This window comes from Mesorhizobium sp. WSM1343 (assembly GCF_055901535.1).
The window spans coordinates 3,254,125-3,280,337 of sequence record NZ_CM148370.1 but is presented as its reverse complement, the minus strand read 5'-3'; the positions used below and the strand labels follow the sequence as shown (position 1 = coordinate 3,280,337).

Sequence of the window (26,213 nt, the reverse complement as noted above, 5' to 3'; positions counted from 1 at the left end):
TTTTTCTCTGATATCAGTGAGTTGAATGGGTGAATGGATTCAAGCTGGGGAACGATCACGGCTCGCCCTGCCCGATCGCTTCCTTGCGCCTGGCCATGTAAGCCTCTAGTGCCTCGCGCACGGCGATATCCATCACCGGCTCGACATAGTCCTCCAGCGCTTTCTTCCACAGCCGCGTTGCGCGTGCCGTGGCGTCGAGGCCGCCGGCTTCCTGCCAGGCTTCGTAATTCTGCCAGTTGGACAGCATCGGCTGGTAGAAGGCAGTGGCGTAGCGCTCCAGCGTGTGCGGCTCGCCGAAGAAATGCCCACCGGTTGGCACCGCACCCAAAGCCTCGACGGCGAGTTCCGCCTCATTGACTTCGATCGGGCGCAAGAACTCCATCATATGCTGGATCATCTCGACATCGATGATGAGTTTTTCGAACGACGCCGTCAGCCCGCCCTCCTGCCAGCCGGCGGCGTGGTAAACGAGATTGCCGTGGCCGAGCACCGCGCCCCACAGTGCCATCAGCGTCTCATAGGCGCCCTGCGCATCGGCGGCGTTGGAGGCCGAGCCCGGCGTCGTGCGGTACGGCAGCCCGTAGCGCCGCGCCAGTTGCCCTGACGCAATGTTGGCCTTGGTATTCTCAGGCGTGCCGAAGGCCGGCGCGCCCGACTTCATGTCGACATTGGAGGTGAAGGCGCCATACATGACCGGCGCGCCCGGACGGACAAGCTGCGTCAGCACGACGCCGAACAGCGCCTCGGCATTCTGCTGCGCCAGCGCCCCGGCCAGCGTCACCGGGCTCATCGCCCCCATCAGCGTGAACGGCGTCACCGCCACCGACTGGCCGAACTCGGCCATGGTCATCAGTCCTTCGGCCATCATCTCGTCGAAGCGGCGCGGGGAGTTGACCGAGATGATCGTGGTGATACCGGGATCGTCGCGCATCTGGTCGAGCGTCAGCCCACGCGAAATCGCCATCATCTCGATGCCGTCCAATGCCCTGCCCCGGCCGATCGCCGAGACATGGAAACTCTTGTCGGTCAGCGTCAGATTGGTGAAATAAGTGTCGAGATGGCGGGAGTTTGCCGGCAGTTCCACCGGCGCGCAGACCTGGTTGCCCAGCATGTGGATGCAGTTGAAATGCTGCGCCAGCCGTGTGAGATCCGAATAGTCGCGCAAATTGCCGGCGCGGCGGCCGCGCTCCATGTCATGGACATTGGGCGGCCCGGCAACGAGGGTGAAATTGATGGTGTTGCCGCCCAGATGAACCGCGTTGGCCGGGTTGCGCGGCGTCAACACATAGCTGGGCTGCGTGGTCTTCAGCACGTCTTCGATCAGGCCGCGATCGATGCGGACATTCGCTGAGGCATGATCGACCCTGGCGCCGGCCTTCTCGAACAGCGACAACGCCCGCGGGCTCATCACCTCGATGCCGAAATTCTCCAATATGTGCATCGACGCCTGATGGATCTGCTCGATCTGATCGGGCGACAGCATGGCCATTGGCGGATAGGGATTGGTCACCCGCCTGAGCGGCAGTTGCGGAATGGCCGATGGCCCCCGATTGCTGGTGCGCTCGGCGCCGCGTTTGCGTCTTGGTTCGTTCATGCCTTGGCATCAAAGCCCCGGCAAACCAGGCAAGCTGTCATAAATACGCCGTTTGCGGGCGTGATTTTAGCCACGGCGGCATTTCCGCAGTATCCATTTATAGAATACGACGAAATATGTCGGATTGTTGATATGGGATTTCCTCGAGCGACCGCTCGGGCGAAGCGTTAATGGACGCTGCAAGATTCCCTTTATGATTTCGGCCTATTGCTCTGCCGATGCGTAGTTCGAGTTTTAGTAAAATTGGTGCGGTTTGCGTGTTGCTGGCGCTTTCGGCCTGCGCCACGCCGCCCAGCCACATCAACAATGTCTGCGCCGTCTTCGACCAGAATGACGGCTGGTTCGACAACTGGCAGTCTGCCGCCGAGCGCACCCAACAGAAATATGGCATCCCCGTTCCCGTACTGATGGCGACGGTGCGCAAGGAATCGGGCTTCAAGAGCAATGCAAGGCCGCCGCGTACCAAGCTGCTCGGCTTCATTCCGTGGAAGCACGTCTCCACGGCCACCGGCTTCTCGCAGGCGCTGGACGGCACCTGGTCGCAATATCAGCGCGAGACCGGCAACTGGGCGGCGCGGCGGACGAAATTCGCCGATGCGGTCGATTTCGTCGGCTGGTATCATTCCAAGACATCTGACACCTACGGCGTCGCCCGCAACGACACCTACAATCTCTACCTTGCCTACTATCTCGGCTGGACCGCCTATGGCCGCGGCAACAGGGGCGATGCCGGTGTGCAGGGCTATGCCCGGGCCACCGACAAGATGGCGCGGGACTATGCCCAGCAGTTGAGCGAGTGCGGGAACTGATCTTGCCGCATCGTTGATCTCGATCTTCGGACTGTCAGCTCGGCCTTTTGCCGCGCGGACGCTTTGGTGGCGTGCCAGCAAAACCGGGGCCATCGCCATGCGGTGCGTCGTCCGGCATACCTTCGTGCGCGGCGTGTTCCTTGTCGAACTTGATCACGGGCTCCATCTTGGCCAGCACGTCGTCGGAGAGCCAGCACAGGCTCATATGACCGTCGCCGAGATGCTTGACCGGCGGCACCTTGGTCTCGCAGAGATTGTCCGGCACCAGCTTCTTGTAGCCGCAACGGGTCTGGAACGGACAGCCGGATGGCGGGTTCATCGCCGACGGGATGTCGCCTTCCAGCACGATGTGCTTCTTCACGACACTCGTGTCGGCGATCGGAATCGCCGACAGCAGCGCCTCGGTATAGGGATGATAGGGCGGTGCGAAGATCTGGTCGGTCGTGCCTTGCTCGACGATGTAGCCGAGATACATGACGACGACGCGGTCGGCGATGTAGCGAACGACGGACAGATCGTGGCTGATAAACAGCATCGTCGTCTTGTTCTTGCGCTGGATGTCCATCAGCAGTTCGGTCACCGCCGCCTGCACCGACACGTCCAATGCCGAGACCGGCTCGTCGGCCACCACCACCTTGGCGTCACCGGCAAAGGCTCGCGCCACGCCGATGCGCTGCTTCTGGCCGCCCGAAAGCTGACGCGGCTTGCGGGTTTCGAATGCCCGCGGCAGCTTCACCAGGTCGAGCAGCTCCAGCATGCGCTTGCGGCGATCGGCAACCGTCTTGCCGACATTGAACTTCTCCAGCGTGCGGATGATCTGCGAACCGACCGAATGGCTGGGATTGAGCGTGTCGAACGGATTCTGGAACACCATCTGGATCGACGACACCGTGTCGACGCTCCGTTTGTCGATCCCCGTCGACTGGATTTCCGTGTTGCCCAGCGTCACCGTGCCGGCACTTGCCGTCTCCAGCCCGAGCAGCACCTTGGCCAGCGTCGACTTTCCGCAGCCGGATTCGCCGACGATGGCGACCGTCTCGGATTCGCGCGCCATGAACGAGATCGTCTCGTTGGCCTTGACGACGCGGCCCTCGCTCGAGCCGAACACCTCGCTGCCGCCGACCCTGTAATATTTTCTGAGGTCCTCGATCTTGAGCACCGGCGCGCCGGGCACGACGCGCTCATTGACCTTCTTGGCACCGGGTGGCAGCGCTTCCCAGTCGATCTCGTTGAAGCGCACGCAGCGCGAGAAATGGCCTTCATGACCAGCGACCTCGATCATCGGGATTTCGGCGGCGTTGCAGACACCCTCGACGAAATGGTGGCAGCGCGGGCCGAAATTGCAGCCCTTGGGCCGCTCGTGCGGCAGCGGCAGCTGTCCGGGGATGGAGATCAGCGGCCGTGAGTTCTTGTCGGCGCCCGGCAGCGGGATCGAGCGGAACAGCCCTTGCGTATAGGGGTGGCGCATCCGGTCGAACACGTCCTTGATCTTGCCGGTCTCCACCGCTTCGCCCGAATACATCACGGTGATGCGATCGCAGGTTTCCAGGATCAGGCCGAGATTGTGCGACACGAAGATCATCGACGTGCCGAACTTCTCGCCCAGCCCCTTGACCAGATCGACGATGCCCGCCTCCACCGTCACGTCGAGCGCCGTCGTCGGCTCGTCGAGCAAAAGCAGCGCCGGCTTCGACAGCAGCGCCATGGCAATGACGATGCGCTGCTGCTGGCCGCCGGAGAGCTGGTGCGGATAGGAGCGCATCATACGCTCGGGATCGGGCAATTTGACCGAGCGCACCATATCGAGGGCGCGTTTATAGGCCTCTTCCTTCGACACCTTGTCGTGGATCAGCGGCACTTCCATCAGCTGCTGGCCGACCTTCATCGCCGGGTTCAGGCTCGCCATCGGCTCCTGGTAGATCATGGCGATCTTGTTGCCGCGGATGGAACGCAACTCCTCGTCGGAGAGTTCGCCCATGTCCTTGCCCTGGAACTTGATCTTGCCGCCGACGATCTTCCCGATGTTGGAGAGGTCGCGCATGATGCCGAGCGACACGGTCGACTTGCCGCAGCCGGATTCGCCGACGATGCCCATCGCCTCGCCCGGCATGACGGTGCAGGAAAAATCCATGACCGCCGGTATCTCGCCCTTGCGGGTGAAGAAGGAGATCGACAGGTTCTCGATCTCGATGATCGGCCCTTTGGTTGGCCCGGGGGTCGGCTTGGCGGGATTTCGAACTGCCTCGTTCATGGGTCGCTCCAATCCTGGTTCTTCCAGGCCTGTTTCTCTCAGGCCCATCGGGTCGAAACCCGCGACATCAGTCTTTCATCGATTGTTCGCGCAGCGAGTCGGCGAGCAGGTTCAAGCCCAGCACGAACGACATCAGTGCGATGGTCGGCGGCAGCGCCGGATGGATGAAGGAGCGCAGCAGGCGGCTGGCGTCCTTGATCGCGGTGCCCCAGTCCGGACTTTCCGGCGCCAGGCCAAGGCCGAAATAACCGAGCGTGCCGAGCAGGATCGTGGTGTAGCCGATGCGCAGGCAGGCATCGACGATCAATGGCCCGCGCGCATTGGGCAGGATCTCCCACAGCATGATGTACCAGGGCGATTCACCGCGCGTCTGCGCCGCCGCCACATAGTCGCGCGTCTTGATGTCCATCACCAGGCCACGCACGATGCGGAACACGCCGGGGCTGGAGGCGAACACCACCGCCACGAAGATGTTGAGCTGGTTTGGATCGATATGGACGATGTGCAGCGGGTCCTTATCGAACACAAGGCCGAGATAGATCCAGCCACCGAGGATCAGGGTGATGCCGAGCAGGATGTAAAGCCGGTCGGGCCGGTTCTTGTAGCGGGTCCAGAACAGCACGCTGAAGAAGATGATCGGGAACAGGAAGAACACGCCGGCCATGCCATAGGGGATCGGCGTGTCCATGATACCCGGCGTCACCAAGAGGTAGAACAGCAGGATCACCGGGAAGGCGAGCACAAGGTTGGCCAGGAACGACAGCACGGTGTCGATCTTGCCGCCGTAATAGCCGGCGGGCAGGCCGAGCGTGATGCCGACCATCAGCGCGAAGCCGGTCGCGGCAGGCGCGATGATCAGCACGATCTGGCTGCCATAGACCATGCGCGAAAACACGTCGCGCGCCAGCTTGTCGCCGCCGAACAGATAGGTCAGCCCCGACTGCGGTTCGACGGCGCCCGGCAGCACGTCCTTCATGATCGGAATCTGGGCCAGCGGATCGAAGGGCGATATTGTCGCGGCGAAGATCGCCGTGAACAGCCAGAACAGGCAGATGCCGACGCCGACGATGCCGACACCGCTGTCGAACAGCTGGCCGTAGAGCGCCAGCTTCTTCTTGTAGGCGAAGCTCGCGCCCATGACGATGACGAGCGCGATCCAGACCGGCCAGAAGCGCGACAGCACTTCGAAAACGACGGTGAAGCCACTGATGTATTGAACCGGCATCGGCTTCGCTCCCTACTGAACTCTGATACGCGGATTGAGAAATGCGTAGCCGACATCGGAAATGAGCTGCGTGATCAAGACGATGAACACCGAGACCAGCGAGCAGCCGAGCAAAAGGTCGATATCGTTGTTGCCGGCCGCCTCGACCAGCGTGTAGCCGAAGCCCTGGTAGCGGAACATCACCTCGACGATGACGACGCCGGTGAGCAGCCAAGGGAACTGCAGCATGATGACGGTGAACGGTGCGATCAGCGCGTTGCGCAAGGCATGTTTGACCACCACGCTGCCGAAGGAGAGACCCTTCAACCGCGCGGTACGGATATATTGCTGCGTCATCACTTCGACCATCGAAGCTCGCGTCATGCGGGCGATATAGCCGATGCCGTAGATCGCCAGCGTCATCACCGGCAGTGTGAAATTGTAGAAGGTGATGCCCTGGCTGGCCGAAGCCGCCGAGCCGTTCAGCCAGCCTAGCCATGAGGCGAAGATGACGGTGAAGATGACGCCCGACACATATTCAGGCGTCGCCGTCGAGGCGATCGACGCCACGGACAGCACCCGGTCGGTTCGCGACCCCTCACGCATGCCGGCCAGAATGCCGATCAGCAGCGAGATCGGCACCATCACCGCCAGCACCCAGAACATCAGGATGCCGGTAGCGCCGAGTGCCGGAAACAGTTTTGAGGCGACGGTCGCCTTGAACTTGGTCGAGCAGCCGAAATCGCCCTGGAAAACGCCGGCAAAGGTCGGCACGAGCGGATCGTTGCAGAAGGAGAAACGCTGCGCCGGCTTACCGGTCGCCGGGTCGGTTACCGGCTGCTTGGGCAAGACGCCAAGCCACTGGCCGTAGCGGACGAAGAAGTTCTGCCGGTAGCCATGGTTGACCAGCCAGCTCTCGAGCTGCTCGGCCGACGTATGCATTTCGGTCTGGCTGATCGCCAGCTTCTTCAGATTGGGTTCGAGGTTGATCAGGAAGAAGACGACCATGGTCAGGCACAGCATCGTCAATGCCATGGTGCCAAGACGCCTGATAACGAAGGAAAGCATGGCGGCCCCCTGCCGATGGGTTGGGGTTTGAGCCGGCTATGAAAGCCAACCCTGCCGTGACCGGCGGGGCTGGCTGTCAAACAGGCCTTCGGATGCGATCAACCCTGTTTTTGTTGCATGGCCTTGCCCGCGAGTCCGCAACTTTTTTGAGAATGTGCGGACCAGCAGGGACGGACAATGCAAAGAGCGAGGGAAGGGAGCGAGCCCCTTCCCTCCATGTCGATGCGATATCAAGCCTGGTCGAGCCAGACCTTGCCGTAGTCGCGCTCGAAGGTCGGGTGCATCTTGTAGTTCTGCACCGCCTTCACCGAGTGGCTGTAGAGCTTGCGCCAGTACGGCTGGATCATGATGCCGGAATCCTGCAGGATCTGCTCGATGTCCTTCATCATGTCCTTGCGCTTGGCGGCGTCGGCAACGGCGAGCGCCGCATTGAGCTTGGCATCCCAGTCCGGATTCGACCAGCCGGCCTCGTTCCAGGCCTCGCCGGTGCGATAGGCGATGGCCAGAACCTGGACGCCGAGCGGACGCATGTTCCAGTTGGTCATCGACAGCGGATACTTCGTCCAGTCGTTCCAGAACGTCGAACCAGGCAGAACGGTGCGCTTCACCTTGATGCCGGCGTCGCGCAGCTGGGCGGCGATCGCATCGCCGGTGTTCTTGTGCCAGTCTTCGTCGACGGTGATCAGCTCGTGTTCGAAGTCGGCTTGGCCGGCTTCCGCCATCAGCGCCTTCGCCTTGGCCGGATCACGGGCAACCTTGGGCAGCTCGTAATATTCCGGATGGATCGAGCAGACATGGTGGTTTTCGGCGACCGAGCCGGCATTGCCGTAGCCGAGCTGCAAGACGACATTGTTGTCGACCGCAAGCTGCAGCGCGTTGCGCACCTTCTGGTCGCCATAGGGCTTGTTGTTGACGTTGGTGCGGCAGACGATGGTCGACGCGGTGACGATTTCCGACTTCACCAGGTCCATGCCGTCGAGGATCGACACATAGTCGGCCGAAGTCTCGAAGTTGGTGTGCACTTCGCCGGCCTCGAAAGCGCTGACCATGGCTGCCGGATCGGTGCCGTAGTCGATGAATTCCAGGCCATCGAGGAACACTTCGCCGTCCCACCACTTGTCATCGGTGCGGCGCTTGTAGACCACCTTCTGACCGACATCGTAGGAGACGAGTTCGAACGGACCGGTGCCGATCGGGCAGGCCTTGAAGTCGCCGCCCTTCTCATCGAAGGTCTTGTGGACGATCAGCCCGGGATAGTCGCACATGTTCGGAATCAGCGCGATGTCCGGCTTGCTGAGCTTAAGCACGACCGTGTGGTCGTCCGGCTTGGTCACGGCGCTTTCGTCGAGCTTGTCGTCCTTGACCAGCGAGCCGAGACGGCCGGGCATGGAATTGCCTTCGGCTTTCTTGTCAGCCCACCGCTTCAGGTTGAAGATGACGTCATCGGCGGTGAAGGCATCGCCATTCGACCAGGTGACGCCCTTGCGCACATGCAGCGTATACTGCGTGGCGTCGTCGTTGACGTCCCAGCTTTCCAGCAGATAGGGGCGAAACGTGTATTCGGAGGTGTACTTGACCAGCGGCTCCAGCGCCTGGCGCTCGGCATTGGCGATTTCCGACCAGTCGGCCTTGCGCGGGTCCTTGGGATCTTTGATCCACTGGGCGATCTTCAGCGTGCCGCCCTTCTTGCCCTTTACCTCTTCGGCCTTCGCCGGCGTCGGATCGGCGAGGCCGAGCAAGCCGTAAGCCATTGCCGTCGATGCGCCGAAGACGCTGGCCATGGCCAGGAATTCGCGGCGGTCCACCTTGCCTGCCTTGGCTTCTTCGGCCATGGCCAGGATGTGATCCGGAACGCGATCGCCATTACTCTTATAAATTGTCATGACTTAACTCCCATTGTTGGCTTTCCGCCTTTTAACATTCCGCATCCAGGCCATGATGTCAAAGAGGGCGTGGATTGAGAACATGTTAGGGAATGTGCAACTTTGAAAGGGGAGCGGTTCGCGTGATAACGACAGTCTTGGCGCAAATTTGCTACTGCCCGACGGATTCTTCTGGAATCGCGATAGTCGATTAAACTGAGACATTTGCTCTGGCCCGCACAGCACCAGAATCGATCCACCATGAGGCCAAAAGCCCCGCCGGACTGTCAGTATTCCTTCTCGTAGAAGATGCCGCCCTTGGCTTCGCCGGCATCGTTGGCCTCGCCGCGCAGCTTGACGCCGCGCCCGACATTGAGGTCGATCGTCGCCTTGCCCGAGCCCGGCTTGTCGCCCTTCTGGATGGTGACATAGGTGCGGTCGTTGAGGTATTTGCCGGCCGAAACCGCCGTGCCGCCCTGATCGTCGGTGGTGACGTCGAGATCGTCGACGCCAATGGCGCTGCGCAGGTTTTCCAGCAGCGACGTCGAGCCGCCGACGCCGGCCAGCTGCCCCGCCGCTTCGGCGAGCTGGGCGATCTGCAGCGGCGACAGGTTCGACATCGAGCGGCCGAAGATCAATTGCGCCAGCACCTCATCCTCGGGCAGCGCCGGCACCGAGGAGAAGGTGAACTTCGGATTGGTCGCTTCGCCCGACACCACGATGGTGACGGTGGCGCTGGTCGTCGTCGTGGTCGCCGTCAAATTGAGATAGGGCACCAGCGAGCCGGAAAACCCGACCGTGCCTTCGGTGAAGGTCAGCCGCTTGCCGAGGATCGACAGTCGTCCGCGCTGCAAGGTGAAGGTGCCGACCGCTTGCGGCGACGAGGCCGGGCCGGTCAGCTTCAGCGAGCCGCCAAGTTCGGCATCAACGCCCCTGCCCTGGATGAAGATCTGATTCGGCGCGTTGACCGTGACATCGAGCGCAAGGCCGCTGCCGCCGCCCTTGCCGCTGGTCGTCGGCGGCCGCAGCGCCTTGTCCTGCGCCTTGACCGCGCCCGGCGCGTTCTTGTGCTTGACGTCGAGCGCCGCCAGCGAGCCCGGCAATTTGTCGGGAACGGTGATCACCGTCTTGGCGAGATTGACGGTGCCGGCGATGACCGGTGCTGAGGTCAGCGGTCCCTTGATCGTCAGGTCGCCGCCGAGATTGGCGGTCACCACCCTGCCGTCCGTATAGCGGCCGTCGACCAGCTTGATCGACAGGTCGGCCGGGAAACCCTGCGCCGGGTTGATGCCGACCGTGCCGCTGGCCGACAGGCTGCCGCGCGTCGACAGCGTTCCGGTCAGCCGGTTGATCCTGGCGACGCCGCCGGCAATCGAGACATCGGCGGCGAGATCGTTGACGGCGAGGCCGGAGCGCGCATCGACAAGGCGCGCACCCGAGGTGCTGATGCTGCCGCCGATGACGGGCGATGTCGCGGGACCGCGCACCTGTACGTTGACATTGGCGGTTCCAGACAGTGACAGGCCCTGCGCGGCAAGCTTCTGGCTGAGCAGGCCGAACGGCACGACGCCATTGAAGTCGAGCACCAGTGACGGCGTGCCGGCCGTCGTCACGGTGCCGCCGCCCTTGAGGCCAAGGCCGGCGCCATCGCCGACATTGGCATCGAAGGTCAGCTTGTTGCCGCCGAAGGTGCCGGACGAGGAGACACTCACCGCACCGACACCGGCACCGCGCGTCTGCGAGGTCTGCACGCCGGCCGCGTCGAGGTTGAAGGCAATGGCGGGGTTCGCCGGCGCACCCGTCACCTTGACCGTGCCTGAGATCGAACCGGCGGCGTCGAGCCCCGGCGAGAAACTGTTGGCGAGCGACATCGGCACCCGCGCCAGTGTTGCATTGATGTCGAGCGCCGTGCCGACCTTGCCGGTCACCGTCGCCGTGCCGCCGCCCAGGTTGAGCACCAGCCGGTCCAGCGTCGTCGTGCCGTTGGCAATGCTGACGGTCGAGGCCTGGGCAATGGCCGCCTTGATGCCTTGTACGGTCGCCTGGCCGGAGGCAAGCTCGATGGTCGTCGTGCCGTTGGCCACTTTCACCCGGCCGGCGGCCTGTGCCGGAATGCCCTTGACGGTTGCGCCGCCGGAGAAGCCCGTCCAGTCGCCGTCGCGCTTCAAGTCGACATCGATGCCGCTGATCACGGTGCCGCCCGACGTGACGGTGTCGGCGCGAATCTTTCCGGAGATCACGGGCGCCGCCAGATAGTTGGCGACCAGCGCATCGATCGAGACGGCTTTCGCCTGCAGGTCGCCGCGCGTAATCGATGCTGTCGCCGCCTTGATTGCGACCTGTGGCGCATTGCCGTTCTTCGAAAAGGCGATCGTGCCGCGCACATCGCCTTCGGCCTTCTCCAGGGCAAGTGCTGCCAGCGGGCCGATATCGGGCAGGTCGAGCGCGATGGTGCCGACCGGCACGAACTTCTCGTCCAGCGCCAGATCGCCGGAAATCCTGTTCTTGCCGAGCGACAGCAGCAGGCCATTGATGGCGCTCTTGCCGTCCGCCGTCGCCAGCACCGCACTGCCTTGCAGCGCCTGGCCGGCGACATTGCCGGTCAGCTGCACATTCGCCGCCGGATTGGCGGCATCGGCCTTGCCGGTGGCGGTCAGCTTCAGCCCGGTGATCTCGCGCGCCGCCACGAGAAGGCGGTCGCTGTCGATGGTCAACGACAGGTCCGGCGCCGCGGCCGGGCCCTGCGCGTTCAACGCAAAAGCGATGGCGCCCTTGGCGTCTTTCGACAGCAGCGAGATGTCGCTCAGCGCACCCTTGATGTCGGCGGCTACCTTGTTGTCGGCAAGGCTGGCTCGCCCGTCTGCGGTCAGCGCGCCCGAGGTCAGCTTCAATCCGCCTATAGCGATACTGCCGTTGGGGTCGCGCTTCAGCGTGGCGCTGATCTCAGCGCGTTCGCCAAGCATGCCGCGTGCCGCCGCCGGCAAGGCCGACGATGGGGCATCCGCCTTCAGATTGAGGTCGATGGCACCGTCACGCAGCGATACCTGGCCGGCAACCTGGCTGTTCAGCGCATCGCTCTTGAGCGAGCCGCTGTCTATGGCAACCGCATCGGCTGTCAGGCGACCGCTGAGCGCCGCCGTGACCTTGCCGGCGATCAGCGGCGCAATCACCGGATTGTCGAGACCGACCTTGTCCACCGACACTGTGCCGGAAACCGGCCCTGCGCGGTTCTTCAGATCGAACGCATCCGAGTGCAACGCCAGGGCAAGCCCGTCCACCCTCGCCGGACTGGTGACGATCGAGGGCAGGATCGCAGAGACATCCAGGCGGGCCCGCGTGCTCTCGCCCGCCACCTTTGCCGACAAGGACCGGATTTCGATCTTGACCGGGCTCTCGGCGCTGCCGACAGTCAGGGGCAGGCTGGGGCCGGATGAGATGAGATCGAGCGCAAAATCGCTGGCGCCGTTCGGATTGAGGGTGCCGGCTGCCTTGCCGGAAATCTTGTCGCCGGTCAGCGTCGCCTGATCGAGCACAACACCGCCGGCCAAAGTGTAGCTGCCGGCCGCATCGACGGCGAGCGGCCCGAGCCCGGCCTGCCGGGTCTGGCTGGTTTCGATACCGGCCAGTTGCGCATTGAAGCGGACATCGGGAGCGGCCGGCGGCCCGGTCACTCCAGCCGTGCCGCTGAGCGTGCCGACAGCGTCGAGGCCGGGCGAAAATTCATTGGCGAGCGCCGCGGGCAGTGCCGAAAATTGCGCCGCGAGGTCGAGCGTCTGACCGGCAGTGCCCGACAGCGTCACCGAACCGCCGCCGACATCGAGCGCCAGTTTCTCGATGCTGGCCGTGCCGTTGGCGATGCTCAGTGTCGACGCCTGAGCGATTGCGGCCTTGATGCCGCGAACCGTCGCCTCGCCCGAGGCAATCTCGACGCTCGTCTTGCCGTCGGCGATCTTCACCCGGCCGGCAGCGGTCGCCGGAACGCCCGCTATGGTGGCGCCGCCGGTGAAATTGGTCCAATCGCCGTCGCGCTTCAGGTCGACGCCGATGCCGCTGATTTCGGTGGTTCCGGACGTGACGCTGTCAGCCTTTATCGAACCGGCGATCGCCGGCGCCTTGAGATAATTGGCGATCAGCGCATTGACGGTGATGGCCTTGGCCGTCACGTCGCCACGCGCGATCGAAGTGCTCTTCGCATCGATCGTGACGAAGGGCGCGTCGCCCTCCTTGGCAAAGCCGATGGTGCCGTCGATGTCGCCCGTCACCGCCTGGCCGGCCAGTGCGGCCAACTGGTCGATAGCGGGCGCGTCGAGCGTCAGCGTGCCGAGCGGCATGTACGTGTCGTCCAGCGCGAGATCGCCCGAGACCTTGTTGTCGCCCAGCGAGACCAGGAATCCGTTGATCGAACGCTTGCCCTCGCTTGTCACCAGTGCTGCCTTGATATCGAGCGGCTGGTCGTTGACGGAGCCGGTCAGCGATACGTTGGCGGCGGGACTGGTGATATCGGCCTTGCCGCTCGCCGTCAGCTTGATGCTCTTCACCGTGCGGCCCGATGCCGTCAGGCTGTCGCTATCGGCGGTAACGGTGAAATCCGGCGCCGTCATCGCGCCGCTTGCCGACAGCGCGAAATCGACGCCACCGGCAACCGGCACGCCGACTGTCGGCGACAGCACGGAAACGTCGCCCAATTTGCCCTTGATGTCGGCCTGGATGTCGGTGCCCTGCATGCTGGCCGTGCCGGCGGCGCTGAGCGTGCCGGACGTGAATTCGATCGAGTTGGCGGCGAAGGATCCCTGCGGATCGCGGGCCGCGGTGGCCGAGAATTTTACCCGGGCGCCAAGCACCGAGGCGATCTGCGGCGGAAAGGCCGTCGCCACGGCATCCGCGTTCATCTTCAGCTGCATCGACAGGTCGGCAAGCGCCACCGTCGCCGTCAGAGAGGCGTTGAGCGCGTCGGAGCGCAGCGTGCCCTGGTCGATGGCAATGGCATCCTTGCTGACCGACCCGGCCAGATCGACATCGATCTTGCCGGTGATCAGCGGCGCCAGCGTCGCCACGTCGGTGTTAAGGCCACCTGCCTGCAGCTTGACGGTGACCGGCCCGGCGCGGTTCTGGATGTCAAAGCCGTCGGAATGGATCTGCGCCGCCAGATCATCCAGCCGCGTGCCGCCAGCAACGATGGAGACGAAGGAGGCGCCGATGTCGATGATCGGTGCCTTGCCGTCGCCGAAGGCGCGGGCGGTGGCATTGCTGATCGCCAGCGTGATCGGTTGCGCCTTGCTGCCGACGCTGATCACAACGGGCGGACCCTTGGCGGCGAGTTCGATCGAGAGGTCGCTGGCGCCGGCAGGATCGACAATGCCGGTCGCGGTGCCGTGCACCGCATCGCTGTCGATGTTGGCGCGGTCGACACTGACGCCACCGGCCGATGTGGCGGTGCCGGCGACATCGAAGCTGGTCTTGCCGGCAAACAGCGGCTTGAGATTCTCAGGCAGGAAGCGAGCGAAATCGCCGTCGCCCTTGGCCTCAACATGATTACCCTTGTCGGTCAGTTGGTGCCGGCCTGTCAGCTGGGTGACGATCTTGCCGTCGACCGAGAACGTGCCGATGCCGTTCCAATTGGCGAGCGGCCCGGTGCCCGAGACAATTATGTCGACCGGCGGCGTATCGGGCAGCTTGAGCAGATTGGCGATGATGCCGCCTGCCGGCTCCGAGGCCTTCAGGTCAAGATCGAGCCTGTTGTCCGCCGGCGCAAAGTGGATCTTGGCGTCGACATTGCCTTGCTTGCCGTCATGGCGGGTGACGTTGAGCACCGTCTCGACCGCTAGCGGCGCGGCGTCGGCCTTGAGCATGCCCCTGGCGGCAAGTTCGGCGATGCCGCTGCCGGCCAGTTGCTGGCCAAGCGCTATCTCGGGCAGGTCGATCTGCTTGATGTCGATGGAAACCGGCAGCGTCGTCGTGCCGCCGCTCGGCGCGGGCTGCGTGCTGGCCACCGGCAATCGCGCCAGTTCAATACGCTCGGCAGCGATACGGTCGGCGCTGAAGTTTTTCGACAGCAGCGCCAGCGGCGACCAGTCGACGGCCACCTTGCGCGCCACCAGCCAGGCGCCCTCGCGGTCCTCCAGCACGACATGGTCGACGCTGAGCGCCCCGGACCAGATGCCATCTATGCCGCTGACCGTGATCTTGCGGTCGTCGGTCGATGCCAGCCGCGAAATGATGCCGGCGAGATTGTCGCGGCCGCGCTCGGTCTTGGTTAGCACCACCAGCGCGCCGATCGCCCCCGCAATTACGATCAGCAGGGTGTAGAGAACAATGCGGAGGATGCGCCAGACTGTTTTCATCGCTCAGAATGCCTGTCCGATGCCGGCATAGATGCCGAAATGCGGATCGCCCGGATCGCGGTTGAGCGGCACGGCCGCGTCGATGCGCAGCGGCCCGAACGGCGTGACATAGCGCAGGCCGACGCCGGCGCCGACCTTGACATCGGAGAAATCGGGAACCGATTTGGTCGACACGGTGCCGGCATCGACGAACGGCACGATGCCGATCGTGTCGGTGATGGCGATGCGCATCTCGACCGAGGTTTCGAAGAAGGACAGGCCGCCGATCGGCTGGCCGGTGAAATCCTTCGGACCGATGCCCTGATAGGCGTAGCCGCGCACCGAACCGCCGCCGCCGGAATAGAAGCGCCGGTCGGCCGGCACATTCTGAAGCCCGGTGCCGACGATCGACCCGATGGCGACACGTTCGGCCAGCACGAACTTGGAAGCCGAATCCAGCGACTGATAGGCCGATCCCTCGCCCTTGAGCTTCAGGAAGGCCGCACCATTCAAAATGTCGTAGCTCGGCTCGGCATAGGCCAGCACCCGGAAGCCGCTGGTCGGGTTCAGGCGGTTGTCCCTGTTGTCGTAGACATATTGCAGCGGAATGCTGGCGATCAGGTATTTGTGCTTGCCGAAAGCGTCGTGGATGCGGGAATAGTCGAGCGCCACCTCGGCGGAAACCGTCTGCTTCTTGGTCAGTTCGTAGGACAGGCCGGCGCTGCCCTTGACCGAGAAATGGTCATAGGCATCAGGATGTTCGAGCACCGTCTTGACGCCGGCGAAGAACTTCGATGCCGGTCCGATCACACCGGGTTTCTCGAACATGATGCCGGCATTGTAGTTGAGTTCGCCGAGATCGTTGCTGCCAATGCCGCTGATCTTGCCATCGATGCGCAGCTTCTCGGCCCGGCCGAACAAATTGCGGTGGCCCCAATAGCCCTCAAGGCCCAGCCCCTCGGTGTTGGAAAAAGTGCCGCCGACGCCGAAATAGCGTGGCTTGCGCTCGCTGACCTGGACGCCGATCGGAATGTTGCCGTCGGCATCGAGCTTGTCGGCTTCCTTGAACGTCACGCTGTTGAAGACCTCGAGCGCCAGCAACCGGTCGCGCGCGTCGTCGATCTCTTGCGGCGAGTATTGCCGGCCGCGCTTGAGGCCAGTCATGTATTCGGTGAAGTCGCGGTCGACCTTCTCGGTGCCTTCCACGGTGGTCGGGCCATAGCCGGCGACCGGTCCGGCGGCGACCGTCAGCGTCACGTCGAGCGTCGAGGTGGCATGGTCGGCGACGATCTGGCGGTCCGTCACCTCTGCCAGCGGCCTGCCTTGCTCCTTCAGCGTCCGCACGATCAGCGCCTCGGCCTTGAGCACTGCGCCGGATCCGGCGTCGCCGCCTGATATCAGGCCATAATCGGCGCTCATCAGTCCTGCCGCGTCGCCTTGCAGCCTGATATTGCCCAAGGTGAATTTCGGCCCGGTAGCAATGTCGATCGCCACGGGAACCGGCTGCGGACCCTTGAATTCGGCATCTGGCGGCAAATCGTCGAGCGGCTTGCCGTCGATGGTGACGGTGACGACGCCTTCGTAGCGGGCATCGGCATAGAGCGCGGCGACAAGCTGTTCGCGGTCGCTGCGCGCCTTGGCCATCAGCCCGAGCGAGCCTGAAACCGGACGCTCCTCGTCGCTCTTCAGCGCCGAGGCATTTTCGAGCTTCTTGACCAGGTCCTTGTCCGCGTCGGGGGCATTGATGGTCACGGCGTAGCGCAGCGGATCGACGATGTCGGCATCCTCGTCGCTGGACGATCCCCACAGCTTGAAGCCGAAAAGCTCGAAAGCGGCCGCCGGGGGCGATTCGGCGACGAGCACGGTCGAGCACATCATGGCCAGCAGCAGGGCGCGCAGAAGCGCACGCCCTGGCGCGCGACCTCCTGACATCTGCTCTTCATGCGCCGGCATTAAGACAACCTAGGTTACAAAACTAAAATTGGAATGAAGTTCTGAAGCGCTCGTAAAGGGGCCACAATCCAATTGTCTGAAATAGGACGGGCTTGGAATTCACACCTTTTGCGTTGCCGCAAGAAAGCGTGATCCCCTGTCCTATGGAGGTACTACCGGTCATCGGCCGGAAAGGAAACCGTTGGCAGGCGGAACCCTGCCGCGTCCTTGTGTTGACAAGCCTGACTGAAGCTTGATCATGCCCGGACGTCAGCTGTGTCTGGAGGGGTGTTATGGCAATGCGCGCGGCTCGTGGTCTTTCGATTCTGATTCTCCTGTTTTTTGCCTGGGCCAATGTCCTGGCCTGGAGCAGCGTCTCGCAGGCGGCCGAAGCCCGGCGTATCGCGACAACGGACAATTCCGATTATTTCGGCTTTGATCTCAGGTCCGACCAGAATGTGACAATCGACCAGTGCAAGACGACATGCCTGGGAGACCCGGCCTGCCGCGCCTTCACCTACAATAAAAAGGCCAAATGGTGCTTCCTCAAATCCGACTACAACCAGTTGAAAACCTTCAATGGCGCGGTCGCCGGCAAGGTCGTCAACATCGATGGCGATCCTGATATCGGCGCGCCGCCGGAACTCGCCTTCTTCCCCAACTGGATGGCCGACCAGGCCCAGCAATACCGCAACAAGCTGCTCGGCCCGGCCTATGACAAGCCGACAGAAGGCATGGCTGCCTTGCTGAGTGCCGCCGAACAGGCCGTGCTGACCGGCGACCACCGCTCCGCCATGCTGAAATACGAGGCCGCTGTCTCGGTACTGCCCGATGATGGCCAGCTCTGGCTCAACCTGGCGCGTGAAACGCTGGCCGTGCAGCCCGCCGCCAGCACATCCGAAGCTTCCACTTTGCCGACGAACGGCACTTCGGCCGCATTCAATGCCTATAAACTACTGCGCACCACCAAGACGCGCGCCGAAGTGCTGGCGCTGCTCGGCAACGGCCTCGACAAGCGCGATCTCTACCGGCCGGCGCTACAGGCCTATGAGGCGAGCCTTGCCCTGAACCCGTCGCCGGCGGTCCAGGCCGACTATGCCGATCTGAAGGCGCGCAAGGGTTTCCGCGTTATCGACCACACCATCGACGCCGACACCAGCGCGCCGCGCATCTGCGCGCAATTCTCCGAAGATCTGGTCAAGACCGGCGTCGATTACGCGCAATTCGTCACCGTCGACAATGCACCGCCCAAGGGCGTCGAGGCCAAGGACAAGCAGATCTGCGTCGAAGGGCTGGAGCATGGCCAGCACTACGACGTCACCTTCCGCGCCGGCCTGCCGGCGGCAATCGGCGAAGTGACCGCGGCACCCGTGGTGCTGTCGATCTATGTCCAGGACCGCGCACCGTCCGCCCGCTTCACCGGTGATAGCTTCGTGCTGCCGGCCGGCGCGCGCCGTGGCATTCCGATCGTTACCGTCAACATGAACGCTGCCGAGATGAAGCTCTATCGCATCGGCGATCGTTCGCTCGCCCAGCTTCTGTCGGGCTACCAGTTCCTGCACCAGCTGGACGGCTATGACATCTCCAACATTTCCGAGCAGATGGGCGCGCCGGTCTGGCAAGGCCAGCTCGACATCGCCAATGACCTCAACAAGGAGGTCACCACCTCCTTCCCGGTCGACCAGGCGGTGCCGCAGCGCAAGCCCGGCGTCTACGTGCTGACCGCCCAGGCCGTCAACGACAAGAGCGACGACTACAACTCGATGGCCACGCAATGGTTCGTCGTCTCCGACATCGGCCTGTCGACCTATACCGGTCAGGACGGGCTCAATGTCTTTGCCCGTTCGCTGGGCAGCGCCAAGCCGATCGCCGGCGCCGAACTGACGCTGGTCGCCAGGAACAATGAGGTTCTGGGCACGGCGACGTCGGATGCCGACGGCCATGCCGTCTTCAACCCCGGCCTGACGCGCGGCGACGGCGGCATGGTGCCGGCCGTGCTGATGGCAAAGCAGGGCGACAATGACTTCGTCTTCCTCGACATGGGCCGGGCCGGCTTCGACCTGTCCGACCGCGGCGTCACCGGGCGCGCGGCGCCAGGTGCGCTCGACGTCTATGCCTGGACCGAACGCGGTATCTACCGCGCCGGCGAGGATGTTCATGTCGCCGCACTTGCTCGCGACGGTGCCGCCAAGGCGGTCGAAAACCTGCCGTTGACCTTCATCTTCTCGCGCCCCGACGGCGTCGAGGACCGCCGTATCGTCAGCGACGGCGCATCGGCCGGCGGCCATGCCGTCGACCTGCCGCTCGCCCCCAACGCCATGCGCGGCACCTGGTCGGTGTCGATCTACACCGATCCCAAGCAGCCCGCGGTGGCCAGCCAGATGTTCCTGGTCGAGGATTTCGTGCCGGATCGCATCGAATTCGACATGAAGGCCGACAAGCAGGAAATCGCCCAGGGCGAAACCGCCAACATCGACATTGACGGCCGCTTCCTCTATGGCGCGCCGGCAGCAGGCTTGGCGCTGGAAGGCGAGCTGACGCTGTCGACGTCGCGCGACTGGGACCGTTTCCAGGGCTTTTCCTTCGGTCTCGCCGACGAGCAGTCGGCCGAACCCACGGTCACCCCCCTCGCCGATCTGCCGGTGGTTGGCGATGACGGCAAGGTGACCTTCCCGGTCTCCGTCGACCAACTGCCCTCGACCACCAAGCTGGTCGACGCCAAGGTGACGGTCAGGATGCGCGAAACCGGCGGCCGCGCCATCGAGCGCTCGCTCAACATCGGCATCCGCCCGCAGGGCCATATGATCGGCATTCGTCCGGATTTCGCCGACAATGAAGTGCCACAGGGCGGCACGGCCAAGTTCAGCCTGATCGCCGTCGATCCCGACGGCAAGCGTGAGGCGCTGAAAGGCGCGCAATGGACGCTGGTTAAGGTCGAACGCAATTACCAGTGGTACCGCTCCAACAATTCGTGGAATTACGAGCCGGTGACCTTCACCAAGTCGATCGCCAACGGCCAGGTCGACCTCAACGCCGACGGCGACGCAACGGTCTCCGTGCCGGTCGATTGGGGTCAGTACAGGCTCGAGGTTGAAACCGCCGATCCCGAAGGACCGGCGACCAGCTACGAGTTCGACGCCGGCTGGTATGTCTCCTCGACCACCACCGAAACGCCTGACGGCCTCGAAATCGCCCTCGACAAGGACAATTATGCCGCCGGCGAAGTGGCCAAGCTGAAAATCTCGCCGCATTTTGCCGGCGAACTCTTGATCAACATCGGCTCCGACAAGCTGTTGAAGACCATCACGGCGTCAGTGCCGGCCGGCGGCAGCACCGTCGACATTCCGGTCGGCGACGACTGGGGCGCCGGCGCCTATGTCACCGCAACCCTGTTCCGGCCGGGCGATGCGCAGGAGACGCGCATGCCGGCCCGCGCCATCGGCGTGAAATGGCTGAAGGTCGATCCGGGTTCGAAGAAGCTCGCCATCACCTTGACGCCACCGGACAAGACCATGCCGCGCCAGCAGCTGTCGATCCCGGTTTCGGTCGCCGGCGTGCAGCCGGGCAGCAATGCCTATGTCATGGTTGCCGCCGTCGATGTCGGCATCCTCAACCTGACCAGCTACAAGGCGCCGGATCCGGAGAACTGGTTCTTCGGCCAGCGCATGCTGGGCATGGAAATCCGCGACATCTACGGTCGCCTGATCGACGGTTCTCTGGGCAACGCCGGCAAGCTCAGGACCGGCGGCGACGGCGCCAACATGCAGGCGCAAGGCAGCCCGCCGACCGAAAAGCTGGTCGCCTTCTTCTCCGGCGTCGTCGAGCTTGACGCCGACGGCAAGGCGCGGGTCGACTTCGACATCCCGCAGTTCAACGGCACCGTGCGCGTCATGGCCGTCGCCTGGACCAAGGACGCGGTCGGCCACGCCCAGTCCGACGTGATCGTGCGCGATCCCGTGGTCATCACCGCCGGCCTGCCGCGCTTCCTGGCGCCTGGTGACGCCGCCGTTATGCGCCTCGACGTCGCCGACACCGATGGTCCGGCCGGCGACTATGCGTTCTCGATCGAAACGACGGGCGACCTGTCGACGGGCGACAAGCCCCTGCCCCAGAAGCTGACGCTCGCCCAGGGCAAGCGCCAGACGCTGACCGTGCCGCTGATCGCTCAGACGGCCGGCAATGCCTCGCTCACCATCAAGCTTGCCCATGCCGACGGCACCAAGGTCGAGCAGACGCTCTATGTGCCGGTGCGCCCGGCGCAATTACCGGTCACCACCCGCCTGGTGGTCGACCTCAAGGGCGATGGCGGCGCGCTTCGCGTCGACAAGGAGCTGCTCGCGGCAAGCCTGCTCGACGGCGCCTCTGTCAGCGTCGGCGTTTCGCAGGCTGCCGCCTTCGACGTGCCTTCGCTGCTGATGACGCTCGACCGCTACCCCTATGGGTGCGCCGAGCAGACCACCAGCCGCGCCATGCCGCTTCTCTACGTCAATGAATTGGCGTCCGGCATCGGCATGGCCAGCGATCCCGATATCCATGGCCGCATCCAGGACGCCATCTACAAGGTTCTGAGCTACCAGGCCTCGGGCGGCAGCTTCGGCCTGTGGGGCCCGGGCTCCGGCGATCTGTGGCTCGATGCCTATGTCACCGACTTCCTGACCAGGGCGCGCGAGCAGAAATACGACGTGCCGAGCCTGGCCATGAACCAGGCGCTCAGCAACCTGCAGAACTCACTCGGCTACGACCAGAGCGTCCAGGACCGGGGCAGCGAGATCGCCTACGCCCTCTACGTTCTGGCCCGCAACAAGAAGGCCTCGATCGGCGACCTGCGCTACTATGCGGACACGCAGCTCGAAGCTTTTTCCAGCCCGATGGCCGTTGCCCAGCTGGCGGCAAGCCTGGCGCTCTACGGCGATACACCGCGTGCGGAATCGACGTTCAAGACTGCCCTGCAGTTGGCCAAGTCGACCACCGACTACGACTACTACCGCTCCGACTACGGTTCGCGGCTGCGTGATGGCGCGGCGATGCTGGCGTTGGCGGCGGAATCCAAGCCGGTACCGACAATCGTGCCGGAGCTGATCAGGCTGGTGACCAGGGAACGCGCCGAAGCCCGCTGGACCAGCACCCAGGACGAATCCTGGATGCTGCTGGCGGCCCGCGCGCTGAAAGAAGGCAATGATACGATCACGCTGACCGTCAATGGCGCGGCACATTCCGGCGGCTACTCCGACCAGGTCGAAGGCTCTGACCTTGTCGACAGCCCGCTGACCATCGCCAACACCGGCAAGACCCCGCTGCAGGCCGTCGTCACCACGGTGGCGTCGCCGGTCCAGCCCCTGCCGGCCGGCGGCGATGGCTTCACCATCAGCCGCACCTACTACAAGCTCGACGGCACCGAGGCCAATGTCACCGAGGCGACGCAGAACGAACGCTATGTCGTCGTGCTCAAGGTCAACGAGCAGAACACATGGCCATCGCGCCTGCTGGTCACCGACCTGTTGCCGGCCGGCTTCGAGATCGACAATCCCGGCCTGGTCTCCAGCGCCCAGTTGACGAACTTCTCGTGGCTGGCGCAGACCGATGCGGCCCATCTCGAATTCCGCGACGACCGTTTCGTCGCGGCATTCAACCCGGCCGACGGCGACCACGACCACAATCTGACCCTCGCCTATGTCGTGCGCGCCGTGACGCCGGGTACCTATGCGCACCCCGCGGCAACGGTGGAAGACATGTATCGGCCGCAATACTCGGCCCGCACCGCCACCGGCATGATGGAGATCAAGGCGCCGTAAGGCGCTGATGGTGATGGACGCGATGAGCAAAGTGCCCCCTCACCCGCCCTCCGCTTCGCTTGGTCGACCTCTCCCCGAGGGGAGAGGAGACGGCCAGCGCTGGCGCCAGTCTCTTCTCCCCACCGGAGAGAAGGCGGCCGCGAAGCGGCCGGATGAGGGGGCATCTTTACTGCCATGAAGATGCTTCGCAAATTCGCTGTTGGAGCGGCAGGGTGCGCCGGCATCCTCGCCCTTTCCGCCGCGTCCCTCTGGGAACTCGACCGCGCCTTCCCGCCCCCGCTTCCAGCCGAACTCACAGTCTCCACCGAAGTCCAGGACCGCGATGGCCAGTTGTTGCGCGCCTTCGCCACGCCGGACGGCTACTGGCGGCTCGAAACCCGGCTCGACCAGGTCGACAAGCAATTCGTCGACATGCTGGTCACCTATGAAGACAAACGTTTCTGGGACCATGAGGGCGTCGACGTGCTGGCGCTGGCGCGCGCCGCCGGCCAGTTCGCCACCAGCGGCCACATCGTTTCCGGCGGCTCGACGCTTTCGATGCAGCTTGCCCGGCTGATCGAGCCGCGCGAAAGCCGCAGCCTCGGCTCCAAGATCAAGCAGATGCTGCGCGCCATCCAGATCGAACGGCGGCTGTCGAAACGCGAAATCCTCGAACGCTACCTGACGCTGGCGCCCTATGGCGGCAATCTGGAAGGCGTGCGCGCCGCCTCGCTGGCCTATTTCGGCAAGGAGCCGAAACGGCTCACCGTTTCCGAATCCGCCCTGCTCGTCGCCCTGCCGCAGCTGCCGGAAAAACGCCGCCCCGACCGCAATTTGAAGATCGCCCACGCCGCCCGCGACCGGGTGCTGACCCGCATGGTCTCTTCCGGACTGCTCGGCGAGCGCGAGGCCGCGCGTGCCGCCCTCGACGATGTCTCGGGCCTGCGCCGTACCCTGCCGGCCCTCGCTGCGCATGCAGCCTATGCGATGCTGCCCAAGGCCGTCCCCGGCCAGCCCTTGCAACTGACGATCCGCAAGAGCGTCCAGGAAGGGTTGGAACAGGTGGCGAGGGACGCCGCCACCAAGCTCGGCCCTCGCCTGTCGGTCGCCATGGTGCTGGCCGACTCCCGCACCGGCGACATTCTCGGCGAAGTCGGCTCGGCCAATTTCTTCGACGCCAACCGCTCCGGCTGGATCGACATGACAAAGATCGTCCGCTCGCCCGGCTCGACGCTGAAGCCGTTCATCTACGGTCTTGCCTTCGAACAGGGCCTGGTGGCGCAGGAGACGCTGATCGATGACAGCCCTGTCGATTTCTCCGGCTACCGGCCGAAGAATTTCGACATGGGCTACCAGGGCGATGTCAGCATCCGGCAAGCGCTGCAACTGTCGCTCAACGTGCCGGCGATCCGCGTGCTCGACGCGGTCGGGCCAACGCGGCTGATGGCGCGCTTCCGCCAGGCCGGCGTCAGCCCCATACTGCCGGTCAACGAGGCGCCGGGCCTGGCCATCGGCCTTGGCGGCGTAGGCGTCACGCTGCGCGACCTCGTCCAGCTCTACACAGGGCTCGCCAATGGCGGCAAGACGCACACGCTGCATGACGGCACCGAGCCGGCCAATGCCGAGCGCACCAGCGCCACCATCCTCGACGGTCAGGCCAACTGGCAGATCATCGACATACTGTCGGGCGTCAAGCCGCCCGAGGGTGCCCTGCAGCGCGGCATTGCCTACAAGACCGGCACGTCCTACGGGTACCGCGACGCGTGGTCGGTCGGCTTCGACGGCCGCTATGTGCTCGGTGTCTGGGTCGGCCGTCCCGACGCCGGCGCGGTGCCCGGACTGTCCGGTTATGTCTCGGCCGCTCCCATCCTGTTCGAGGGTTTTGTCCGCTCGGGCCTGGTCGCCGTCCCCTTGCCGGGCAAGCCGCCCGGACTGTTCAGCCCCAGGCGCGAGGACCTGCCGGTGACGCTCGCCCGCTTCGGCGCCGGAGCGGACGGTCTGGTGCAGGCGACAGTGACCGAACCCGCACCGACCATCATCTTCCCGCCCGACGGCGCCCGCGTCGATCTCGGCACCAATTCGGTCGACGCCTCGCCGCTGGTGCTGAAACTGCAAGGCGGCCGTGCGCCGTTCCGCTGGCTGGCCAACGGCAAGCCGCTGGTGGGCATCGACCGTCGCCGCACCGCGACCTGGCAGCCCGACGGCGCTGGCTATTCGACGCTGACCGTCATCGACGCCGCGGGACGTGCGGCGAGCGTGAAGGTGTTTGTCGAATAGACGGCTGCAAGCGATTCGTGGAATTGGCTTTCCACAGGCTCAGCGGATAGCAGGATACTCACCCATGCCTGTTCCGAGGCACCCCCCTCTGGCCTGCCGGCGATCTCCCCCGCAAGGAGGGCGATCGGATGTCCTTGCCGCTTTCGCCAGTTATCAATGGTGGAGCAGGACGCCAAAGCTGCCAATCTCCCCCCTTGCGGGGGAGATGCCTGGCAAGGCAGAGGGGGGTGCCTCGCGCGATCCTTTCCTGTCGGCAGCCTCAGCACTGGCAGCAACAATCCTTGTCACGGCAATCACCCTCCCTGCTCTCGCTGACCCACTCCCCGCCGGCTTTGTCCGGCTCGCCGATGTCGACCCCTCGATCCGCCAGGACATCCGCTACGCCGGATCGGATAATTTTCTGCACCGCAAGGTGAACGGCTATGACGCCCCGGTCTGCATCCTCACCGAGGATGCGGCGAAGGCACTCTCCGCTGTCCAGAAAGCGATCGCGGCCAAACGCCTGACCCTGGTGGTGTTCGATTGCTACCGCCCTGCCCGCGCCGTCGCCGACATGGGCGAATGGACAAAACAGGGCGGGCCGCCCGATCCGCAATGGTATCCGGAGGTCAGGCGCAGCGACCTGATCGCCAAGGGCTATGTCGGAGAGTTGTCGACTCATTCACGTGGCTCGACCGTCGACGTCGCCGTCGCCCGGATGGACCGCAGGTCCAGCCCGAACCCGGCCTGCGGCACCGGGGATGCCGACACGCTCGATTTCGGTACCGGTTTCGACTGCTTTGATTCAATGAGCGAAACCGCATACCGCGGCCCTGCCAGTGAAGCGGCGGCAAATCGCAAGATGCTTGTCGAAGCCATGCGCGCCGGCGGCTTCAAGAACTATGCAAGGGAATGGTGGCACTTCACGCTGAAAAGCGAACCGTTCGCCAAACAGCGTTTCGACTTTCCCATCACCGCCGATTGAGGCACCGGATCAAATTCCACACCTTGCCTCGGCACTACCCATTGCTAGATAGGCTGAGTGGCAGGGCCATGGATTCTTCCTTTGGCCGCAAGAGGAAAATATTTCTCCAAAGGACGAAATGGCGCCGAACATTTTCTCAAGAGGGGCAAAAAAGGCAACAT

General features: G+C 64.1%; 11 protein-coding genes. 4 read left to right on the top strand and 7 right to left on the bottom strand.

The annotated features are described in order from the left end of the window. Positions 1 to 55 precede the first annotated feature (55 nt). Positions 56 to 1,594 (bottom strand): trimethylamine methyltransferase family protein, encoded by a 1,539-nt coding sequence (locus AC0NIL_RS15895; protein ID WP_024501515.1) that lies wholly within the window; start codon positions 1,592 to 1,594, stop codon positions 56 to 58. A gap of 218 nt (positions 1,595 to 1,812) precedes the next feature. Between AC0NIL_RS15895 and AC0NIL_RS15890 the strand changes: the two genes are divergently transcribed. After that, on the top strand, positions 1,813 to 2,403 hold the full coding sequence (locus AC0NIL_RS15890) for a transglycosylase SLT domain-containing protein (protein ID WP_024501516.1): 591 nt from the start codon (positions 1,813 to 1,815) through the stop codon (positions 2,401 to 2,403). Between the two features lie 34 nt (positions 2,404 to 2,437). Here the strand turns inward: AC0NIL_RS15890 and AC0NIL_RS15885 are convergent, their stop codons facing one another. The 6 genes from AC0NIL_RS15885 to AC0NIL_RS15860 all read right to left on the bottom strand — a co-directional run bounded on the left by AC0NIL_RS15885 (position 2,438) and on the right by AC0NIL_RS15860 (position 17,061). Next, complete coding sequence (locus tag AC0NIL_RS15885) at positions 2,438 to 4,654, bottom strand: dipeptide ABC transporter ATP-binding protein (protein ID WP_024501517.1); 2,217 nt, start codon at positions 4,652 to 4,654, stop codon at positions 2,438 to 2,440. Between the two features lie 67 nt (positions 4,655 to 4,721). Continuing rightward, positions 4,722 to 5,879 (bottom strand): ABC transporter permease, encoded by a 1,158-nt coding sequence (locus tag AC0NIL_RS15880; RefSeq protein ID WP_013530884.1) that lies wholly within the window; start codon positions 5,877 to 5,879, stop codon positions 4,722 to 4,724. A 12-nt stretch (positions 5,880 to 5,891) separates the two neighbouring features. Next, positions 5,892 to 6,926: an ABC transporter permease gene (locus tag AC0NIL_RS15875; RefSeq protein WP_013530883.1), complete on the bottom strand. Its 1,035-nt coding sequence runs from the start codon at positions 6,924 to 6,926 to the stop codon at positions 5,892 to 5,894. Between the two features lie 230 nt (positions 6,927 to 7,156). Next, the gene (locus AC0NIL_RS15870; protein WP_013530882.1) at positions 7,157 to 8,809 is read right to left on the bottom strand and encodes an ABC transporter substrate-binding protein; all 1,653 of its coding nucleotides are present in this window, start codon (positions 8,807 to 8,809) and stop codon (positions 7,157 to 7,159) included. A 266-nt stretch (positions 8,810 to 9,075) separates the two neighbouring features. Continuing rightward, the gene (locus AC0NIL_RS15865) at positions 9,076 to 15,129 is read right to left on the bottom strand and encodes a translocation/assembly module TamB domain-containing protein (RefSeq protein ID WP_473572060.1); all 6,054 of its coding nucleotides are present in this window, start codon (positions 15,127 to 15,129) and stop codon (positions 9,076 to 9,078) included. A gap of 3 nt (positions 15,130 to 15,132) precedes the next feature. Further along, positions 15,133 to 17,061, bottom strand: a complete 1,929-nt coding sequence (locus tag AC0NIL_RS15860) for an autotransporter assembly complex protein TamA (RefSeq protein WP_127367018.1) — start codon at positions 17,059 to 17,061, stop codon at positions 15,133 to 15,135. Between the two features lie 272 nt (positions 17,062 to 17,333). On the opposite strand from AC0NIL_RS15860, the gene AC0NIL_RS15855 reads away from it, so the two are divergent. The 3 genes from AC0NIL_RS15855 (at position 17,334) to AC0NIL_RS15845 (ending at position 26,052) form a co-directional block, all read left to right on the top strand. Then, on the top strand, positions 17,334 to 22,832 hold the full coding sequence (locus AC0NIL_RS15855) for an alpha-2-macroglobulin family protein (RefSeq protein ID WP_275952700.1): 5,499 nt from the start codon (positions 17,334 to 17,336) through the stop codon (positions 22,830 to 22,832). Between the two features lie 174 nt (positions 22,833 to 23,006). Beyond that, on the top strand, positions 23,007 to 25,088 hold the full coding sequence (pbpC, locus tag AC0NIL_RS15850; RefSeq protein WP_013530878.1) for a penicillin-binding protein 1C: 2,082 nt from the start codon (positions 23,007 to 23,009) through the stop codon (positions 25,086 to 25,088). A 205-nt stretch (positions 25,089 to 25,293) separates the two neighbouring features. Beyond that, positions 25,294 to 26,052, top strand: a complete 759-nt coding sequence (locus AC0NIL_RS15845; RefSeq protein WP_275952699.1) for a M15 family metallopeptidase — start codon at positions 25,294 to 25,296, stop codon at positions 26,050 to 26,052. Positions 26,053 to 26,213 lie beyond the last annotated feature (161 nt).

Bases quoted from the DNA above. Each gene is read 5' to 3' on its own strand.
- AC0NIL_RS15895 (WP_024501515.1), bottom strand. From the start codon at position 1,594: ATGAACGAACCAAGACGCAAACGCGGCGCCGAGCGCACCAGCAATCGG.
- AC0NIL_RS15890 (WP_024501516.1), top strand. From the start codon at position 1,813: ATGCGTAGTTCGAGTTTTAGTAAAATTGGTGCGGTTTGCGTGTTGCTG.
- AC0NIL_RS15885 (WP_024501517.1), bottom strand. From the start codon at position 4,654: ATGAACGAGGCAGTTCGAAATCCCGCCAAGCCGACCCCCGGGCCAACC.
- AC0NIL_RS15880 (WP_013530884.1), bottom strand. From the start codon at position 5,879: ATGCCGGTTCAATACATCAGTGGCTTCACCGTCGTTTTCGAAGTGCTG.
- AC0NIL_RS15875 (WP_013530883.1), bottom strand. From the start codon at position 6,926: ATGCTTTCCTTCGTTATCAGGCGTCTTGGCACCATGGCATTGACGATG.
- AC0NIL_RS15870 (WP_013530882.1), bottom strand. From the start codon at position 8,809: ATGACAATTTATAAGAGTAATGGCGATCGCGTTCCGGATCACATCCTG.
- AC0NIL_RS15865 (WP_473572060.1), bottom strand. From the start codon at position 15,129: ATGAAAACAGTCTGGCGCATCCTCCGCATTGTTCTCTACACCCTGCTG.
- AC0NIL_RS15860 (WP_127367018.1), bottom strand. From the start codon at position 17,061: ATGCCGGCGCATGAAGAGCAGATGTCAGGAGGTCGCGCGCCAGGGCGT.
- AC0NIL_RS15855 (WP_275952700.1), top strand. From the start codon at position 17,334: ATGGCAATGCGCGCGGCTCGTGGTCTTTCGATTCTGATTCTCCTGTTT.
- pbpC (WP_013530878.1), top strand. From the start codon at position 23,007: ATGAAGATGCTTCGCAAATTCGCTGTTGGAGCGGCAGGGTGCGCCGGC.
- AC0NIL_RS15845 (WP_275952699.1), top strand. From the start codon at position 25,294: ATGCCTGGCAAGGCAGAGGGGGGTGCCTCGCGCGATCCTTTCCTGTCG.